Below are 20,242 nucleotides of genomic sequence, written 5' to 3' on the forward strand. Positions count from 1 at the left end.
CAATTGCCCCTGTAAATTCGCTTGCTTGGCCACCAACAAACAACAACCGCCTCAGCGGAATCGCGCCAGCATATCCCAATAACCCGGATACGATTTCGTGACGCAATCCGGGTTGGCGACAACCAAGTCGGGCACGCGCAGTGAAATCAACCCGAACGCCATCGCCATACGGTGATCCCCGGCGGGGTTCAACTGTACGCCGCCGTGCAAGGGCCGCGGGCGAACGAGTATACCGTCAGGCAGTTCGCGAACATCGGCGCCGAGCTTGGCCGTTTCCCTCGCAAGCACCGCGAGACGATCGCTTTCCTTAATACGCAGATGCGACACGCCGGTGATTTCCGTCACGTCCTGCGCGAACAATGCGCAAGCCACGACCGTCGGCACGATGTCCGGCGCGTCCTGCAGGCTGAATACTTGATCGCCCGATTGACCAAGTCGCTGAAGCAATCGCTTGAAAATGCGGTCGCCTTGCTCGGACTGCGGATCGAGATTGTCGACTTCGACCGGCTGATTCATCAACCAACCGGCCGCCAGCGGGTAACTCGCACTGGTCCAATCGCCTTCGATCGTGAATTCCGCCGTGTGCGGCATCTTGGGTGGTATTTCAATAATCTCCTGTTGCGAGGTTCGCAGGTCGATGCCGAAAGCGTGAAGCGTTTGGATGGTCAACCTTACATAAGGGCGCGAAGGGAACCTGCCTTCCAGGTGGACGACTAGGCCGCGCGGCAGGCGGCAGCCCATCATCAACAAGGCCGATAGCTCCTGGCTCGAACCGCCGGCGCGCAGGGAAACTTCGGCGGGCACTTGTTCCAGAGGCCCGGGGTTAAGCATGATCGGCGGGCAACACGGCTTCCCCATCTCGACCACTTCCACCCCCATTTCACCAAGGGTGGCCAGCAAGCCGGTCATGGGGCGGCGGCGCATCGCCGGGTCACCGTCGACGACGAACGATCCGGGAAGTAGCGGCGCCAGGCCGGTGATGAAGCGAACCGCTGTGCCCGCGTTGCCGAGCTTCAACGGTCGCGTCGGAGGGCGAAAGATATCCGGCGGCTGAACGCGCCACGCGTCGGTGTCTTTCTCGATACGGGCACCGAGCGAGACCAGAGCTTCGGACAAAACGCGGGAATCGTCGCAATCCAACGGAGAGACGAGGCGTGTTTCGCAATCGGATAAAGCTGCAAGGAGCAACGCGCGCTGAGTCAGACTTTTGGAGGCGGGCACATTAATGCGGATCATCGCCTCCCTCCTTCATGTCCCGTAATACGGACAGCACGGCATCGCGCTCCACCAAATATCCGTAGTTGCCCGTGTCGTCACGCACGATGCTTCCGATCGTCGCGGGCAGCACGAAACGCACGTGACCGCCGCGGCTCTTTTTGTCGGTGGCGGTAGCGTCCCAAATCGCCTCCGGCGTGCAGCCCGGGGGCAGTTCGGTGGGCAGGTCGAGACCGCGCAGAGCGAGTAACACCGTGTCCCGCTCGCGATCCGACAAGCGTCCCAGTTTCGTCGCCAGACGACAGGCCGCCGCCACGCCGATCGCCACGGCAAGACCGTGCGGCGTACCGAAATGCGTCACTTTTTCGATCGCGTGCGCGAACGTGTGGCCGAGATTCAACGTCTGCCGTAGGTTGCCCTCACGCGGATCGGCTTCGGTGATGCGGGCCTTGATTTGCGCCGAGCGATGAATGGCGCGGCCGAGCGCGTCCAAGTCGCGGCCTTCATCGAGTCGACCCAGCGCCACCAACTCGTCTAGATGCATCCTGTCGGCGACGACCGCGTGTTTCACCATCTCGGCCAAGCCGTTTTGCATTTCGACGCGCGGCAAGGTGGCGAGGAAGTCCAAATCCACCAACACCGCCAGCGGGGCGTGGAATGCCCCGACCATGTTTTTCCCCCCGCTCGTATTGACGCCGGTCTTACCGCCGATCGCCGCGTCAACCGCACCAAGCAGCGTCGTGGGCATGGCCAGCCAGGGGATTCCGCGCATGTACGTCGCCGCGATATACCCGGTTAGGTCCAACGTGACGCCGCCGCCTAAGGCAATAAGAAGACCATCGCGGCCCAGGCCGGCGGCGACCATCTCATCTTCGAGCCGGGCTTTGATCTCGCGGCTTTTGTTTTCGTCGCCCGGCGGAAAGACGAACAAATGTCGTGGAATCTCTTTAGGAAGCAAGTCGAGAAGGGTGGCGGCATGAAGTTCCGCGACGGTTTCGTCGGCAACCACGCCGATCGCCGCGATCCACGGCGGCAGGAACTCCGCGATTGTCTCACGCATTCCGCGGCCGATACGAATCGGGTGTTGCGTCGTGGTGATGCTCCAAATCGGCGCCCTAGCGCTCACTCGGGCTCAGCCTCCGCGAAGCCGCTACGGGCTCGCTGCAGCAACACGAAATCAGCGAGCACGAGACACGTCATCGCTTCGGCCACAGCTACCAGCCGTGGCGCAATGCACGGGTCGTGTCGGCCCTCCACCGCAACCTGCGTTCTTTTTCCGCTCCGGTCGATTGTGTTTCGCGCCTTGGCGATCGACGAAGTGGGCTTGACGGCGACGCGTAAAAAGATGTCGGCGCCGTTGGAAATCCCGCCGACCATGCCGCCGGCGTGGTTCGATTCGTATACTCCCGGCCTCAGCATGCTGTCGTGGGCCTCGCTCCCCTGGTGCCGGGCGGCCGCGAATCCGTCGCCGATTTCCACGCCCTTGACCGCGCCGATCGACATCATCGCCGCGCCGAGCCGTGCGTCGAGTTTGTCGAATACCGGCTCGCCGAGCCCAGCCGGCATGCCCGTGGCCTTAATCGCGACGATCCCGCCGACCGAATCGCCTTGCTCGATGACGCGAAGCAGCAGCTTTTCGATTTCCACTTTCGCGGCCGGGTCCGGACAACGCAGGGGCTCGTCGCGGAACTCACGCCAGTCGTCGTCGGCCAGGTTGACCGCGACCCCGCCGATTTCGGCCACCGCGCCGATCACTTCGATGCCGAGGCGATCGAGGACCTGTCGGGCGATTGCACCGGCGGCGACGCGCGCGGCGGTCTCGCGGCCCGAGGAGCGGCCGCTGCCGCGCCAATCCCGCCTGCCGTACTTTTGTTCGTAGGTGTAATCGGCGTGGCCGGGGCGGAACGTATCTTTGACCTTATCGTAATCGCCGGAGCGAGCGTCCCGATTCTCAATTAGCAGCCCGATCGACGTGCCGGTGGTCTTGCCGTCGAACACGCCGGACAGAATGCGGACGATATCTTTTTCCTGCCGCGGCGAAACGAGCGAACTGCGGCCGGGTCGCCGCCGATCCAAATCTTCCTGTATCATCGCTTCGTTAAGTGGCAGACCGGCGGGCACGCCGTCCACGATGGCGCCAATGGCCGGACCGTGGGATTCTCCAAATGTCGTAACGACGAATATCCTGCCGAAGCAACTGCCGGGCATGCAACCTCCTGCCGGGCCAAAACTATCCGAAAACGTTAGGCAACGCTTCAATTGTAGGCTTGTAAGCGGCAAAAGCAAAGCGTGGAAGGCCGAGAAAAAAAAACGCCATTCGTTGACAACCCTCAAATTGAGATTACGGTACAATTTGAAACCGATTGGAACGTAATTAAATGAACTGGAGGGATGATGTACGCCCTGCCAACCTTAAAAAAATAGTCTCCCCTATGGGGTTTTTACCTCAGTATTTTTTAAGGTCGACGGGCTTCAGCGTCCTAGAAAAAAGGGAGAATAGTATGAAAAAATATCTCTTAATTCCTGTGTTTGTTCTCGTTGTGGGGCTACTTGCGCCGACCGTGATGGCGCAAGATAACAACGAGGAATTTGACCCGGACGAACTCCTGAACATCCAACTGTTTCGCCCGTCGATTTTCGGTGGCAGTTTCATCTCCTTCGATGACGGCGACACGCTGGGCACCCTCGGTTTTCACGTCGGGTTGTTGGCCAACTACACGGCCGAACTGCTGGTGGACTACGACAACGACGAGCCCAACTTCAACTACATCGAGGACCTGTTTACCGGTAACTTGATGCTCGCGTTCGGCACGTGGAATTTCCTTAGTCTCGGCGTGGATATCCCCGTGCACTACATTAATCATCGCAACATGACCCTCCTGACCGATCCTGACGAAGCCGCGAAACAGGGCATCCTTTCGCCGCTGGATCTTGAGGACGAGGATCCCGAAGGCGAATTCGTTTTCGGTGACGTACGCGCGGCGATTAAATTCGGCCTGCTCAAGCAGGAAAAACACTGGCTGAACTGGGCCATTACGCCCTACGTCATCTTTCCCACCGGAGAGCCCGATCTCTTCCTCGGTGAAGGCCGTACCACCGGTGGCGGCAGCACAACCATCGAGCACGATTTCGGCCCCATCAACATCGGCCTCAACGGCGGCTATCTCTATCGCGGTAAGTCGATGTTGTTCGGCACCGACGTGGGCGACGCCATCACCTGGGCCGCCGGTGTCTCGAAAGATTGGGATAACGGCTTCGGGCTTTCGGTCGAATACTTCGGCAAGTACTTTGATGTTCAAGATACCGACGCTTATCGCCCCCTGGCTCAGGAAGTTTTGGGCACGCTTCGCTACCAGTTCGGTAAACGCGGCCCGCGTTTGATCGCCGGCGCCGGTCCGGGAGTCTCCCGCGGTGTGGGCACACCCGCCTACCGTGTCTTGGCCGGTATCGACTATACGTACGAACGGCCTGAGAAAACCGACGGCATTATCACCGTACGCACCGTCGACGAAAGTGGTGCCGAAATCGCCGCCGATGTGGCGTTCGACGGCCAGGAAGACGACTTCAACGTCGACTCCTCCGGGGAGTACAAGGCGGAAGTGGCCGCCGGCCTCTACACCATCACCGCCGATCGCGGGGGCTACGAGTCCGACACGCAGGCGGTGGAAATCGCCGTGGACGAATCCAAGACAATTACCTTAACCCTGAAGAAGATCCCGGTCGTGCCGCCCACGATGTTGACGATCATCGTCATCGATAATGATACCGGTGAGCAGGTGGCCAGCACCTTGATCTTCGATCGGGACAGCGACAAGAAATCCTACGACAACCCGGCCGGCAAGCTCAGCGAGAAGTGGTCGCCGGGCGAGCACACGCTGATGATTCGCGCCGCGGGGCACGAAACCTTGTGCACGACCGTCGGCATCGAGAAAAACAAAAACAACATCTACACTTTCAAGCTTCGGACGAAACTGGAGAAGAAGGGCAAGGTCCAATTCAACATCGCTTCGGCCCAGCTGCGGCCCGAGTCCTACGCCGTGTTGGATGACGTGGTCGAGCAAATCGGCCAACTGTGCGAATACAAGAAAATCACCGTCGAAGGTCACACCTCGAACGTCGGAAACGACGCCTACAACATGAAGTTGTCGCAACAGCGCGCCGACACGGTCCGGAACTACCTTATCAAAAAGGGTATTCCCGCCGAGAATCTCGAAGTGAAAGCCTACGGTGAAACTAAGCCGATCGCTGATAACAACACCAACAAAGGCCGCGAGGCGAACCGCCGAGTGGAATTCGTGATCGAAAGTTAGCCGGCAGCTTACATCCATAGAATCCTCACGCCCCGGAAAGCTTCGGCCTTCCGGGGCTTTTCTATACCCTTTGGGGAAACCCCGTTTTGTGAGTTGTGCAGGAGCGATGCGACAGTTTGGGACACCTATAAGCATTACAAGTAAAGGTCCGAAATATACAAATATTGGCCGATAGGTCGAATGAGCCATCCACGAAAGGCCAAAAACGTAGAAATTTTAGAGGTTATCGCGCTAATATAGAAAAGTGGCTTATTTCAGTAACTTATGGAATTGAGGCGAATCGTGCTGATTTCACCGCCGTTTTGGACGTTATCAAAATAACATGGTCATCCAAAATCTAGACAATGCCTGCTAACTATCAGAAAATAAAAGGAAATAAAAATAACATTTCACCCCGTGACATTGCGAGTTTCTTTGTTATATTATCCATGTCAGAGGAAGATTTTTCGGGGAGGGTCGGTTATGCCTAGAGCGGTTGCAGACCGCGATCTCGTTTCCAAAAGCCTGTCAGGTTTCTGGTGGGGCGCTGGATTGCTTATCATGTCAATTGCGATCCTTGGCTTTTGCTCCGCCATGGTTCCGGCGGCTTAGTAAACGACGTCCGACGACGGTTCAAGCTGAACCGAGACCACCACCGCGTTCAAAGCGTGGGGTGGTTTTGTCATTTAAGGTGCGAAGGCTTCTGGAACCTGAGCGACGAATTTCTCCGATTAAGGCCTTGACCAGACGATTTAATGATTACCTTTATTGAGAATAATCCTCAAAATAAAGGATTTATCTGCACGCGAAGAATGCAGCGATAAAAAAAGCGAAAACGGCGAGAAAAACGAAAGCGGCGGGCAACAAAAAAACGACCCCAAGAATGCGCTCCCGATTCGAAATTTCCTCACGTTATTGGAGGAATAGAGATGAGAAAAAAAGACCTCTCCGCGTGGTTGCTTTGGATTGTTCTCGTTCTGCCAACCGCAGCGCATGCACAAACGCTGGATGATTTGGTCTCCGAGGCGTGGCGCGCCCACGGGTCGCCCGCTGCGTTGGACGCTCGCATCGACGCGCAGCGCCATGCCACCCGTCGGGCGGGCGGCTGGATGAACCCGGTCTTTGCGGTCGAATACAGCAACGTCCCTGTTGACTCCCTGGCGTTGGATGAATCGCCCATGAGCGGCGTGCAGTTCAAACTGACCCAACCGTTTCCCTTTCCCGGTAAAGCCGACAAACGTCGCGCCGGTAGCGAATATCTAACCGCCGCGGCCCAATGGGAGCGTGCCGAGAAAGTAAACCAACTGCGCTTCGCGGTAACGAAGCACTACTACGAATTGGCGCGCAATCGACTCCTTCAGCAAATCACCGAACGGCACCTGGAGCAGGCCGCCACACTGGTCGCCATGGTGCGTATCAAGTTCCAGGTCGGCGCGACCGGACAGCACAACTTGCTGCGCCTGGCGGTTCTGGAAGAGCGTTTGCGTGACGACCTCGCCGAATTCGCGCGCGGCGAAGTTGAGCACCGCGCCATGCTCAACGCCCTTTTGGCTCGCGATCCGGGTACGCCGATACAGACGCCCGGGCTTCTCGAACCCGTCGCGCCGGCCGCCGCGGATTTGTGGGAACAGGCGCGTGACGCGCGCCCTCTGCTGAACTTTTGGACGGAAAAAGCGCGCGCGGAGCAGGCCGAAGCCGAGCGGGCCGGGTATGAAGCCTGGCCGGATCCGTCCTTGTGGGTGGGGTATCGCGTGCGGGAGGAGATTGTCGGACCCGACGGCATGGTCCGCGACGAGGGCGACGATTTTTTGACATTCGGCATCGCCTTCTCCTTGCCGCTGTTGCACGGCCAAGGGTGGGGGGCGGCGAAGAAAGAAAAGCTGGCTCGGGCGCAAGCGGCGCAGCACGAGCGCCGCGCTGTGGCTGACGACCTACGCGGCCAACTGGCCACCGCGCTGGCATCCTGGCGTCGTGCTTACGAAAAAGCGCAGGTCTATCGCAATAAAATCGGACCCGACCAGAACCGCGCGCTGGAGTCCACACGCTCGGCCTACCGCGTCGGCTCGGCGGATTTCGCCACGCTATACGGTACGGAAGTGGGCTTGTTGGACATCGAGCGGCAGGCCGTGACGGCCGTCGTGGAAACCCATTTGCGGCAAGCACAGGTGGAGGCGCTGGTTGGCGCCGACTTGCCTGATGCGGGAGTGAAAAAATGAAACGCGCGATTCTCATAGCGGTACTCGCCTTGGTCGTGGCGCTGGCGTTGATCCAACGCCCGGCGCCCGCTGAAGAGGCGGGAACTCTTTACACATGCCCCATGCATCCGCACGTCGTGCAGGACGAGCCGGGCGTGTGCCCGATCTGTCATATGGACCTTGTGCCGATGAAGGACACGCCAACGCCGGATGACGCCGCCGGGATGGATACGCACGAGGATCACGCGACCGACAGCGCGAAAAAATCCATCGTGATCGACCCCGTGACGGTTCAGAACATGGGGATGCGTGTTGAGCACGTCGAACGCGGAGACCTGACGCGTACCATCCGCACCCTTGGCGAAATTGATGTGGCCGAGGATGCCCTCTCGGTGGTCAACCTGCGCTTCTCGGGGTGGGTCGAGCAGATTTACGTCGACGAAACCGGCATGAGCGTCAAGGCGGGGCAACCGCTGTTCCGCATCTACTCGCCGGATTTGGTGCAGGCGCAGGAGGAGTTTCTGCAGGCTCTGACCGCAGCGGGGACCGACGCGCCGCTCACGGAGAGTGCGCGAACAAAACTCGATTTACTCATGGGCGGCTCGTGGCTCAGTCGGCACCTCGAAAAAACCATGAAGCCGATTCGCAGCGTCTCCATACCGTCGCCGCAGAGCGGGTTCGTGTTGCATAAAAACGTGGTGCGGGGCTCGCAGGCTGCGGCGGGACAGGACCTCTATCGCATCGGCAACCTGACGAAGATATGGGCCAACGTGGAGGTCTATGAGTTCGACGCGCCTTGGATCAAGCCCGGCCAATCGGCCCGCATGGAACTCTCGTTCCAGAAAGGCAAGCGATTTGAGGGGAAGGTCGACTACGTGTATCCGACCCTGAATCCGCAATCCCGGACGCTGCGTGCCCGGCTTGTGTTCCCGAATCCCGGCCTCAACTTGAAACCCGGCATGTTCGCCACAGTGTGGATCGACGTGGAAGCCAAGAAAAATGTTTTAGCCGTTCCGACCGAAGCCATCTTGTATTCCGGCGAGCGGCAACTCGTCTTCGTCTCCACCGGCGGCGGCAAGTATTCCGCGCGTGAAGTGGTCACGGGATTAACCGGCAACGATCACCGCACGGAAATCCTTTCCGGTTTGGAAGCGGGCGAGGTAGTGGTTACCAGCGGTCAGTTCCTACTCGATTCGGAAAGCCAACTCCAGGAGGCCGTGGAAAAACTTCTCACCGCGCGTTTGGAGGCAAAGAAGAAGTCCGCCGGGGACGATGAAAACGCGGGCCACGATCACAACGCGATGGCCGCCGATAGTTATTGGAGGTGCCCCATGCACCCGGAAGTCGTACAAGATGAACCGGGACAGTGCCCCATCTGTAAAATGGATTTGGTCGAGAAGAAAAAATGATTGAGCGCATCATCCAAGCCAGCGTCGAGAACCGCTTTGCCGTCATCCTCATCACGTTGATCGTGATCGTGGCGGGCGTGTGGGCGATGTTCGACACGCCGGTCGACGCCATTCCCGATCTCTCCGACGTCCAGGTGATCGTTTTCACCGACTACGCCGGGCAGGCACCGCAGGTGGTGGAAGATCAAATCACGTATCCCTTGGCTTCGGCCATGCTCGCTGTGCCCTTCGCGAAAAACGTGCGCGGCTTTTCGATGTTCGGCTACTCGATGGTCTACGTGCTATTCGAAGACGGCACCGACCTCTACTGGGCCCGCAGTCGCGTGCTGGAATACCTCAGCACGATCCGCGACCGCCTGCCCGAAGGCGTGACGCCGCAACTCGGGCCCGATGCCACCGGCGTCGGCTGGGCTTACATCTATTCCCTGACCTCGGATCGTCATGACTTGGCGCAACTGCGTTCGCTGCAGGATTGGTATCTGAAATACGAACTGACCAGCGTGCCCGGCGTGGCGGAAGTCGCTTCGGTCGGTGGCTACGTGCGGCAGTATCAGATCGAAGTCGATCCCGAACGCCTGCGGGCGTACAACGTCGGGCTGGGCGACATTTCCCGCGCCGTGCGCGATTCCAACAGCGATGTGGGCGGGCGCCTTCTGGAGATTGCCGAAACGGAATTCATGATCCGTGGGCGCGGCTATCTGCGTTCCATAACGGATTTGGAAAACATCCCCGTCGGCGTCAACAAGCAAACCCACACGCCGATTCTCCTTAGCCAGTTGGCCAACATCCAAATCGGGCCGGAGATCCGCCGCGGCGTGATCGAATTCGACGGGCAGGGCGAGGCCGTGGCGGGGATCGTCCTCGTACGCTTCGGCGAGAACACGCTGGAAGTCATCGACCGCGTGAAAACCCGGCTCGCCGAATTGGAGAAGGGGCTGCCCGCGGGCGTCGAAATCCATACCTCCTACGACCGCTCCCGTTTGATCTGGCGCGCCATCAACACCCTGCGGTCCAAGCTGATTGAAGAAATGATCGTCGTGGCGCTGATCATCATGCTTTTCCTGCTGCATTTTCGTTCGTCGTTCGTGGCCATCATCACGTTGCCGGTGGGGATCCTCATCAGCTTCCTGGCGATGCGCTTGCTGGGCATCTCGGCCAACATTATGAGTCTCGGCGGCATTGCCATCGCCATTGGTGTCATGGTCGACGCGGCGGTCGTGATGGTTGAGAACCTTCATAAGCACAAGGAACGAGACGTCGACCGAACGCACCAGGAGACTGTCATCGCCGCCGCGCGGGAAGTCGGCCCCGCGCTCTTCTTTTCGCTGATCATCATCACCATCAGCTTCCTGCCCGTGTTCTCCCTGCAACAGCAGGAAGGGCGGATGTTCACGCCTCTGGCCTACACCAAAACCTTCGCCATGGCCGCCTCGGCGTTGCTGGCCGTGACGCTTGTGCCGGTGCTGATGTTCTACTTCGTGCGCGGCCGCATCCGCCGGGAACAAGACAACCCGGTCAGCCGTTTCTTCATTCGCGGCTACGCGCCGGTAATTCGCGCCGTTCTCAAGCGACCCTTGACCACCGTCGGCATCGCCTTGGTGATTGCCCTGGCGACGGTGTGGCCGTGGACGCGCCTGGGCGGCGAGTTCATGCCGCCGCTCAACGAGGGCGATTTGCTCTACATGCCCACGACGCCCCCGGGCATCAGCATCACCAAGGCCAAGGAACTGCTGCAGCAAACCGACAAGCTCATCAAGACACATCCGCAGGTCGAGCACGTTTTGGGCAAGGTCGGGCGGGCCGAAACCGCCACCGATCCCGCGCCGCTCTCGATGATCGAAACCCATATTATTCTCAAGCCAAGCAGCGAATGGCCGCCGGGTAAAACGATCGAGGACATCACGCGTGAATTGGACGCCCGGGTGCAGTTCCCAGGGCTGACCAATGCCTGGACGATGCCGATCAAAACCCGTATCGACATGCTTGCCACCGGCATTAAAACGCCGGTGGGCATCAAAATATTGGGTGAGGACCTTGCCACGCTGGGAAAGATCGGCGAACAAATCGAAGGTTTGCTGCGCGGCGAAAAGGACGTGTCATCGGTCTACGCCGAACGAGTCACCGGCGGCAACTACATCGATATCGATATCGACCGCGTCACCGCCGCCCGCTTCGGGCTGACCGTCGGCGATGTCCAGCGGGTCATTAGCAGCGCCATCGGCGGCATGAACATCACCGAAACCGTGGAAGGCTTGGAACGCTACCCGGTCAACCTGCGCTTCCCGCGGGAACTGCGCGACAGCCCGGAAAAACTCCGCCGCGTGCCGGTGATGACAAAGATGAACCACACCGTGCCGCTTGGCCAACTGGCCGACATCCGCGTCAGCAAAGGCCCGCCGGGCATCAAAAGCGAAAACGCGCGCCGCACCGCGTGGGTGTTCATCGACTTAAATACCGACGACGTGGGCGGCTTCGTGTCGCGGGCGAAAAAACTGGTGGGCGATAACATCGAACTGCCCGAGGGCTACTCGCTGCTATGGTCCGGGCAATACGAGTACATGCAGCGCGCCGCCAAACGCCTGCGGGTAGTCGTACCGCTTACGCTGGCGATCATCTTCCTGTTGCTCTTCATGCATTTTCGCAACATCAGCGAAAGCCTGATCGTCATGCTCACCTTGCCCTTCGCCCTGGTCGGCGGCGTCTGGCTGATGTTCGCCGCGGGCTACAACCTGTCGGTCGCCGTGGCCGTCGGCTTCATCGCCTTAGCCGGGCTGGCGGCCGAGACCGGCGTGGTGATGCTCGTCTACCTCGACAACGCCTACCGCGAACGACAAAACGCGGGACTGCTCACCAGCCTGGCGGACTTGCGGGAAGTCGTCATGGCCGGGGCGGTCGATCGCGTGCGCCCGAAGCTGATGACCGTGGCCACTACCACCATCGGCTTGCTGCCGATTATGTTCGGCATCGGAACCGGCACCCGCATCATGAAACGCATCGCCGCGCCGATGGTCGGAGGGCTGATCAGTTCCACGATATTGACCCTCGTGATTCTCCCGGCCATCTACTTCCTTTGGAAAAAATGGACGACGCAGCCCGCGCTTGCCGTAGAAAAACACGACGACGATGAAAAATAGATCCGAGAACCCTTGCTTATCAGGACGGTATGGCTATCGTTTATGGTTGAAAAGACATATTGAAGTGTTGCCATGACAAAAACGACGAACGAGAAAAAAAGGAGATGAAAAATGGTGAATATAATCGACCGTAAATTCCTCGTGACGGCGCTGGCCTTGATGTTCTTGCTCGTGGGAGCGGCCGCGGCCTTCGCCGGTGGCGATTGTCTTAGCGGAAAGAAAGCTGCCGCTGAGAAGATGGCCGCTGCGCAGGCGCCCACGTCCTTTGACGCGCCGCAAGCGCCGGGTACCATGGCGACTTGTCCGGTGATGGGCGGCTCGTTCACGATCACCGAAAAGACGGATTCTGCCGAACATAACGGTCAGTACGTTTACTTTTGCTGCCCCGGCTGCGTAAGTAAGTTCGAGGCCGATCCGGAAGCCTTCTTGAACAAGGCCACCGACAAGGTGACGTCTAAGTAGTCTCGTCGGTAAGCGGCCCGAACGCGCCCGCTTGTCGATATTCTTCAAACTTTTCGGCCGTGACGCCGGCTTCGGCGTACACGGCCTTTGTGTGTGCGCCCAGCGCCGGGGCCGGTCCATCCGCGGGGTGTGCGGGCGGATCGAAGCGCAACGGCGACTTCAAGCGCTGATACGTGCCCCCGGTCGGGTGCTCCGTTTCCTGGAAACAACCGCGGCCGGTGAAATGTGGGTGGTGAGCTGTTTCGGCGAGGTTCAACACCGGCTCACAGCAGCAGTCGACTTCGCCCAATTCCCGCACCCATTCCGCTTGCGTCTTCCCGGCGAAGATTTCACACACGGTTTCGTACACCGGGTTGCCGCGCCGCGCCGGCGTGTACCCCTCGGCAATCAGATCGGTCCGGCCGACCGCTTCGCAAAACGCCTGCCAGAATTTCGGCTCCAACGCGCCAAGTGCCATGTGGCGATCATCCGAGGTGCGATACAAGTGGTAGCAGACGTGCAGCCCGGTCACCGGGTGCCCCGCGGGGGTGGGCGGCGTTTGCGACTGAAAATATTCGGCGTAGGTCATCGCCATCAGAGCCAGAGCGCTATCGGCCAGGGCGACATCGACGTAGCTGCCGCGCCCGATTTTATCGCGCCGAATCACCGCCGCCAAAAGGGCCACTGCGGTGTAAAGGGCGCCGCTCACGTCGGCGATCTGGTGTCCCGGGATCACGAGTTCGCCGTCGGCGTTGCCGGTGATGCTGAGGCCCCCGGTAAGCGCCAGGTAGTTCACGTCGTGGCCGGGCTTACGCCGTAGCGGACCCGTTTGGCCGAAGCCGCTGAGCGAAGCGTAGATCAAGCGCGGGAATTCACTTTGCAGTTGTTCGTGTCCCAGACCGAAACGGGTAAGGACGCCCGGCCGAAAACCTTCCAGCAGTACGTCGAAGGTTTCGAGCAAAGCGCGCAGCGCATTCGGGCCGGCCGGGCTGCGCAAGTCGACCGTGATTGAGCGCTTGCCCGCGTTGACGGCGAGGAAGTACGCCCCTTGTTCGTTGACCCGCGGCGGCATGTTGCGCATATAGTCGCCGCCGTCGGGGCTTTCCACTTTCACGATGTCGGCGCCCAGGTCGGCCAGCAGTTGCGTACAGAAAGGGCCGGGCAACAAGCGGCTGAGGTCCAGGATCTTGACACCTTCCAGGGGACGATTGGTTTGGGGCATCGCGTTTCCTCCCGTTTCAGCAGCCTTCAGGCTGTTTCTTTTTCGGCATCATAACCTGGCGGATCAGCAACCGCACGGCGGGGAACAACATGCCCACGCCGATGATCAGCGGGTAGGATAGGAACCACGAAAGGATGGGCCGGCTCCAATACGTGGCGCTAACCACAACGCCGAAAATGAGCGTGAAGATTCCCCAAAAGCGAAAATAGCTCGGCTTCAAGATGTTGGCGTCACGCCGTTGCGCGAAAAATCGCGCTAGATAAAACGTGACCAGCACCGTGCCGATCTGCGCCAGCGGAAATACTTTCCACGTCGCCGCTCCGGTCCGGCCGCCGAACAAGCTCAGCGGCAGGCACACGAAGTCGACGAATATCCACTGGAGTATAAATATCATAAATGATTCGCGGCCGATGAATTCAATTGCCTTGTTGATCTTCAACCGGCCTTTGTAGAAGCGCCGCGTCAGCAAAATGGAAATGCCCGCAATGCCTGAAGACCAAAACAGGAAGTCGATCTTGCCGCGAAAGTAGAAGTCCATTTGGATTCGCGGCACGTACCACGGCGCGTAAAACGACGCCGCGAGAAATCCGCCGAACAACAGATACAGCCACTTCTCGTGGCGACTGCCCGCCAGGCGCATCAGCACGCCGCCGAGCAGGAACCAGGCGACCCACGGCAGCAGCGAGAAGTGCACGAACAAAAAGCGCTTCCAATAAGGGTACTCGTGAATCACCAACAGGTTGAACAATCGATGTAGGCGGTCGACGACCAGCGGGCGCAGTTCGGCGTTGGCGAACGAGGCCTGCAGGGCTTTCGCGTTGATGACCAGCGGGTAATCGTGCCAGGTCTGCGCGTCGAAAAGCTGCGGGATCAAAGCGTCGATTTTCCCCGCCGGCAGCATGTCGTAGTAGAAATAGCTCCAATTGGCCGTCGCGCCGAACAGCAGCACCGAGACGACGATCAGCGACCAGTTCGGCCAGTTGCGGCGCAAAATCAGGTACGAAATCGCTGTGCATGCCGCCACGCCCTGGAAGAGCTCCATCTGGCCGAGCATGCGCCGGTTCATGCTGTAGACGATGCCGAGCCCGAACAGCGCGGCCGTCATGAGCATATACGAGGTCAGGGCACGCCGCCGGTCGCGGTTCATATCCCGCGACACCGACCGCCATACGTTCATGCCCGAAGCCATGAAAAACCAAGCGTAGAACTGATGAATGAATTGAAATTGCACCGTCCACAGCACATGACGGTTGGGCACGCCGATCATCACGACCGCGTGCAGCATCAGCATGAAAATACACGCGATGCCCTTGATCCAATCCAGGTCGCCGTCACGCCGCGGCGCGGCGGGTTTTGTCTCGGCCAAGCTTCCGCTCCCTCTTGTTGGTGAATCGATGCTAGGCGAGCCGTCCCGAGGCGTCAACATCGGGCGGGATACCGGCGGGCTTTTCGCGTTCGGACGACGTCGAATCAGACCAGGCCGAGCGCGCGCTCAATCGCCTCAACCTCCGCCGGCAGTTCCACAATCGGGTTGGCCGCGTGCGGCCTCAAGTCCGGCAGCGCCCCCGTGTGGTAATCGACGCCAACCTGCGAGAACTTCGCGCCGTGCGCCGTGAGAATCACCACGACCGATTGGCCCGCTTCGATCACGCCCTCGGCCCGCAACCGACGCAAGCCCGCCAGGGCGACGCCCGAGTTCGGGCAAACCGCTACGCCGCAACGGTCGGCGAGGGCTTTGGCGTCCATCAACTCACCTTCGTCGACCCGGGCGACCACACCGTCGAAGCGCTGTACGACGCCGCGGGCTTTCTCGTAGCTGACCGGGTTGCCGATCCGAATGGCGCTGGCCAAGGTGGGGCCGGCTTGCCGCGTGATCTTCTCCCGAAAGCCGGTTTCGTAACTGCGATAGAAAGGATCTGCCGCGGCCGCTTGAATGCCCGCAATGCGCGGCAGGCGGTCGATGATGCCCAACTCGAGCGCTTCCCACAGGCCCTTGCCGAGCGCGCTGATGTTGCCTGCGTTGCCCACCGGAATGACGAACCAGTCCGGCACCTGCCAGTCAAGCTGTTGGATCGCCTCGAGGCCGATCGCTTTTTGACCTTCGATGCGGAAAGGGTTCATCGAGTTGAGCAGGTAGACCGGATGCTTGGCCGTGACCGCCTGCACCAGCCGCATGCAGCCGTCAAAATCGGTATCCAGCGCCAACGTCCGCGCACCGTAGGTGATGGCCTGCGACAACTGCTCGGCGCTGATCTTTCCCCGCGGCAAAAACACCACGCTCTGCATGCCCTCGACCTGCGCCGCATACGCGGCCATCGCAGCCGAGGTGTCGCCGGTCGACGCGCATGCGACAACCTTTTGCCCCAGGTGATGCGCCCACGAGACGCCCGCGGTCATGCCGCGATCCTTGAATGACAAGGTCGGATTCTCGCCCTCATGCTTCAGGTGCAAACGCTTGGTGTCGAACGCGGCGGAAAGCTTGGCGCTGTGGTAGAGGTTCGTGTTGCCTTCGGGTTTGGTGACGACGTCCGCCGGCGGCAACTCCGGCAGAATCAACTCGTGATAGCGCCAGACGCCCGACAGGTAGGGCCGCTGCGTTGTGCCCATGCGGCGGGCGAACAGTTCCCGCAAATCCGGGTGGAGTGCGCGCAGGCGGTCCAAGTCGTGTACGACTTCCAGCAGCGCGCCGGTGTCGCTGCGATAGCGAACCTCGCGCGCGTCGTACAGCTTGCCGGTGTCCAAACAACGTAAGTGGGTCAACGGCTCGTTCATAAGCGACGCGCTCCTTGCAGACTGAGGGGCGAAAGAAAAGTCTCGGCGGCGTGACCGTGGTCGGCGAATACCTTCGCGATCTGTGCGGCAGACGCGGCGGCGGTCTCGCGCTCTCCCGCCAGGCAAAACAGCGACGGCCCCGCGCCGCTGATCGAACACCCGTAGGCTCCCGCGGCGAGCGCGGCGGATTTCGCCTCGGCAAAGCCCGGTATGAAGCGAGCGCGATAAGGTTCGGCCAAGCGGTCGCTAAATGCTGCGCGCAGCAGATCCGCATTGCCTTCCAGCAGGGCTACCACGAGTGTCGCCGCGTGCGCCACGTTGGCGGTCGCATCGGCCATCGGCACGTGTGCGGGCAGGGCGTCACGGGCCACTTTTGTCGGGACCGCAAAAGCCGGCATCACCACCGCGCACCATAGCGGCAGCCGCGGTTCAAGGCGGGCAATCGACGGCGGATCACCGGGCCGCGCGATCGTGAAGCCGCCCAACAACGCGGGCGCCACGTTATCGGCATGCCGCGCACCGGCGGCGACGGCCTCACCGTCCAGTGCGGCGGAAAGCACGCGCGTGCGGTCGTAGGGAACACCGGCGACGGCCATCGCTACCGTGGCGGCGGCTACGGCCCCGGCCACGGCGCTGGCGGCGCTGCTACCCATGCCGGAGCACGGCGGCAGGCCTTTCTCGATGCGGATCTCCAGGCCGCGATCGGCTGATGCGGGCATGCTCGCCCACACTGACAAGGCGGCGCGTCCGGCGGTGTTGCGCTCGATGTCGTAGGGCAGCGCACCGTCGTCACCGGTGATGCCCGTGATGCGCACGCCGGGCTCGGCGGCTACGCGGGCGGCCACGACATCGCCGGGCGCTTCGAGCGGGAACCCGAAGCAGTCGAAGCCGGGGCCGACGTTGGCGACAGTTGCCGGTGCGAAAATGCGTACCCAATCCTCGTTCATACATGCCTCGCTTTGCGAATGTCGGCGAACGTTACTTCGCAGCTTGCCCGCGCGGATAGGTGTATCCAATCGCCACTCATACATGCCTCGCGATCTTGAGGATGTCACCGAAGACGCCGGCGGCGGTTACTTGTGCTCCGGCGCCGGGGCCGCGTATGACCAGGTGGTTTTCCGCGTAGCGTTCGGTTTCGTACACCAGCACGTTATCCGGGCCGAAAAGCTGCCCCGTAGCGCTTTCGCGCGGGACGGGTCGCAGGCCGACGGTGACTTTCTCCGGCGTGATCTCCGCGACGTAGCGCAGCACCTTGTCGTCATTTTCGGCTTCCTGAACGCGGCGGGCAAACGCCTCGTCGAGTTCGGGCAGGCGGGCCAGGAAAGTCTCAACATCGGGCAGGTCCATGAACTCGGCGGGTACGAAGGATGCCAACTCCAGTTCGTCCATTTCGATTTTCATGCCGATTTCCCGCGCGATGATCAGCGCCTTGCGGGCCACGTCCAGGCCGGACAAGTCGTCGCGCGGGTCGGGCTCGGTGAAACCCTTTTCCTTGGCCTCGACGACCATCTCCGACAGGGGCCGGCCTTCCTGCAAACCCGTGCAGATGTAGCCCAGCGTGCCGGAGAAACAACCGGTGATGCGGCGCACGCGATCGTGGGTGGCCAGCAGTTCCTGCAAGGTAAACAGCACCGGCAGCCCGGCGCCGAAGGTCGTCTCGAAGTGGTAGCCGAGCCCTTGGCGCGCCGCTTCGGCACGGATCGCCTCGTAGTCCGCCAGCGACCCCGAGAGCGGTTTTTTGTTGGCGCCGACAACGTGAATCCCCGCCGTCAGCGCCGCGTGATGCAGATCGCCGGTTTCGGCCGCGGTGACGTCGCACAGCACGACGTCGAGGCGTCGCGTTTCGCTGAGGGCGGCGACGATTTTCTCATTCGTAGGCCGTGCTTCGCCGCCCAGTTCGAGGAGCGATGCGCCCGCCGCGATGCCGGTCAGCGTTTCGTCGGACAGGCCGTGAGGATCGAACAGCCATTCGCTGCGTCCCGCCACGCCCACGACCTTCAGCGACAGCCCGTGGTCGCGATGCAGGCGCTCGCGGCTGGCCAGCAGTTGCTGCAGGAGCGTTCGGCCGATCAACCCCTTGCCGAGCAGGAACACGTGGGTGTCGCTCGTCAGGCCGAAGCGCGTGTGGACCGCGCCGACAGCCCGATGCAGGTCCTGTTGGTCGACGACGACCGACACGTTCAACTCCGAACTGCCTTGTGCGATGGCCAGCACGTTGATGCGGCTCGCGCCGAGGGCGGCGAAAAGCCGTCGGCTGATGCCTGGCGTGCCTTTCATCCCTTCGCCGATGATGGCCAGGATGCCCACCGGCGTCCGGGTGTCGATACGGTCGATTTTGCCGCGACGCAGTTCGTTGTCGAATTCTTCGTGTAGCGTCGCGGTGACGCGCTCGCTGTCGGGCTCACGCACGAGAAAGGTGATGTTCTGCTCGGAACTCGCCTGCGAAATCATGTACACATTGACCTCGGCGCGGGCCGTGGCCGTGAACACGCGGCCGACAATACCGGGCACGCCGATCATGCCGCGCCCTTCGATCGTGACCAGCGCCATCTCGGCGATCGAGGTGACGGTCTTGACGCCATCGAAGCGATCGGTGCGCCGATCCGAAACCAGCGTGCCGGGGAGTTCCGGGTTCATGCTGCTGCGAATCCGCACCGGAATATTGGCGCGAATGGCCGGTATCATCGTGCTCGGGTGCAGTATTTTGGAACCGAAGTACGCCATTTCGGCAGCTTCGCGGAAGGAGACAGCTTCCAACGCGCGCGCTTCGGGCACCACGCGCGGGTCGGCGGTCATCACGCCGTCGACATCGGTCCATACCCAAATCTCATCCGCGTCGAGAAACGCCCCGACCAACGTTGCGGTGTAGTCGCTGCCGCCGCGTCCGAGCGTCGTCGTGCGGCCGTCGGCGGTCGCGCCGATAAAACCGGTGACGACCGGCACGCTGCTCGCGGTTTGGGGAAGAAGCGATTCACGGGCCAGGGCGCGGCTGGGGTCGAAATCGACGTTGGCGGCTCCGAAGCGGTCGTCGGTGCGCAGAAAGCTTCGCGCGTCGACGTAATCGCTCGGCGTGCCGGCCGCGTTGAGGGCGGCGGCCAGTAGGCGCGCGGCAAGTCGCTCGCCGAACGAGGCGATCAGGTCGAGGGAGCGCGGCGAAAGTTCTTCCAACAATTGCACGCCTTGCAGCAATTGCCCCAATTCGGAGAATTCAGCGGTAATATCCGCCCTCAAGGTTTCGCGATCCGGGTCGTTCGGCACGAGGGTGTCGGCGGCTTCGAGGTGCCGCGTGTGCAGCGCCGTCAATTCGCGTTCCAGGTCGGCGGTGCGGCGCTGTTGGGCCAAACTCCCCAATTCGATCAGGCGATCGGTCACGCCGCCGAGGGCCGAGGTCACCACGACCGCGGGGCGTGGTTCCTTCGAGGCGAGTTGGGCCGCGTGTTGGAGGCGTTTGGCGTCGGCCACCGAACTACCTCCGAACTTGTGAACTAACATGCAACCTTGTCCTTTCGATGCAAACTCGTATAAATGAGGTCAAGCCTTGATAAAATGCACCGCTTTGCGGCTG

Annotated in this window: 13 protein-coding genes; 5 read left to right on the forward strand and 8 right to left on the reverse strand. The window is 61.0% G+C overall.

Annotated features, from left to right (window positions below):
* Positions 1–51 precede the first annotated feature (51 nt).
* From aroA to aroC, 3 genes are read right to left on the reverse strand one after another with little or no spacing between them, the layout of a single operon-like run.
* Positions 52–1,236 carry a 3-phosphoshikimate 1-carboxyvinyltransferase gene (gene aroA / locus P9L99_03580; protein ID MDP8222415.1) on the reverse strand — a complete coding sequence of 395 codons (1,185 nt, stop codon included), beginning with the start codon at positions 1,234–1,236 and terminating at the stop codon, positions 52–54.
* A complete protein-coding gene (gene aroB, locus P9L99_03585) occupies positions 1,223–2,341 on the reverse strand; it encodes a 3-dehydroquinate synthase (GenBank protein MDP8222416.1) in 1,119 nt (372 codons plus the stop codon). The genes aroA and aroB overlap by 14 nt, the downstream gene beginning before the upstream one ends.
* Positions 2,338–3,423 carry a chorismate synthase gene (aroC, locus tag P9L99_03590; protein ID MDP8222417.1) on the reverse strand — a complete coding sequence of 362 codons (1,086 nt, stop codon included), beginning with the start codon at positions 3,421–3,423 and terminating at the stop codon, positions 2,338–2,340. Before aroC ends, aroB begins: the two co-directional genes overlap by 4 nt.
* A gap of 293 nt (positions 3,424–3,716) precedes the next feature.
* Between aroC and P9L99_03595 the strand changes: the two genes are divergently transcribed.
* The 5 genes from P9L99_03595 (at position 3,717) to P9L99_03615 (ending at position 12,704) form a co-directional block, all read left to right on the forward strand.
* On the forward strand, positions 3,717–5,525 hold the full coding sequence (locus P9L99_03595) for an OmpA family protein (GenBank protein ID MDP8222418.1): 1,809 nt from the start codon (positions 3,717–3,719) through the stop codon (positions 5,523–5,525).
* Positions 5,526–6,433: 908 nt separating this feature from the next.
* Entirely contained in the window at positions 6,434–7,720 is a 1,287-nt protein-coding gene (locus P9L99_03600; protein ID MDP8222419.1) for a TolC family protein, read from the forward strand.
* Positions 7,717–9,108: an efflux RND transporter periplasmic adaptor subunit gene (locus tag P9L99_03605; protein MDP8222420.1), complete on the forward strand. Its 1,392-nt coding sequence runs from the start codon at positions 7,717–7,719 to the stop codon at positions 9,106–9,108. The genes P9L99_03600 and P9L99_03605 overlap by 4 nt, the downstream gene beginning before the upstream one ends.
* Positions 9,105–12,242 (forward strand): CusA/CzcA family heavy metal efflux RND transporter, encoded by a 3,138-nt coding sequence (locus P9L99_03610; protein ID MDP8222421.1) that lies wholly within the window; start codon positions 9,105–9,107, stop codon positions 12,240–12,242. The genes P9L99_03605 and P9L99_03610 overlap by 4 nt, the downstream gene beginning before the upstream one ends.
* A 111-nt stretch (positions 12,243–12,353) precedes the next feature.
* Positions 12,354–12,704: a hypothetical protein gene (locus P9L99_03615; GenBank protein MDP8222422.1), complete on the forward strand. Its 351-nt coding sequence runs from the start codon at positions 12,354–12,356 to the stop codon at positions 12,702–12,704.
* Here the strand turns inward: P9L99_03615 and P9L99_03620 are convergent.
* From P9L99_03620 to thrA, 5 genes are all read right to left on the reverse strand, one after another.
* Positions 12,697–13,905: a CaiB/BaiF CoA-transferase family protein gene (locus tag P9L99_03620; protein ID MDP8222423.1), complete on the reverse strand. Its 1,209-nt coding sequence runs from the start codon at positions 13,903–13,905 to the stop codon at positions 12,697–12,699. The genes P9L99_03615 and P9L99_03620 overlap by 8 nt on opposite strands.
* Positions 13,906–13,921: 16 nt before the next feature.
* On the reverse strand, positions 13,922–15,271 hold the full coding sequence (locus P9L99_03625; protein ID MDP8222424.1) for a hypothetical protein: 1,350 nt from the start codon (positions 15,269–15,271) through the stop codon (positions 13,922–13,924).
* Positions 15,272–15,375: 104 nt separating this feature from the next.
* Positions 15,376–16,677, reverse strand: coding sequence for a threonine synthase (gene thrC, locus P9L99_03630; protein ID MDP8222425.1), 1,302 nt, complete (start codon positions 16,675–16,677; stop codon positions 15,376–15,378).
* Positions 16,674–17,624, reverse strand: coding sequence for a homoserine kinase (locus P9L99_03635; GenBank protein MDP8222426.1), 951 nt, complete (start codon positions 17,622–17,624; stop codon positions 16,674–16,676). Before P9L99_03635 ends, thrC begins: the two co-directional genes overlap by 4 nt.
* Before the next feature lie 76 nt (positions 17,625–17,700).
* Positions 17,701–20,169 carry a bifunctional aspartate kinase/homoserine dehydrogenase I gene (thrA, locus tag P9L99_03640; GenBank protein ID MDP8222427.1) on the reverse strand — a complete coding sequence of 823 codons (2,469 nt, stop codon included), beginning with the start codon at positions 20,167–20,169 and terminating at the stop codon, positions 17,701–17,703.
* Positions 20,170–20,242 lie beyond the last annotated feature (73 nt).

This window comes from Candidatus Lernaella stagnicola (assembly GCA_030765525.1).
In the GTDB taxonomy this organism is placed as follows: Bacteria; Lernaellota; Lernaellaia; order Lernaellales; family Lernaellaceae; genus Lernaella; species Lernaella stagnicola.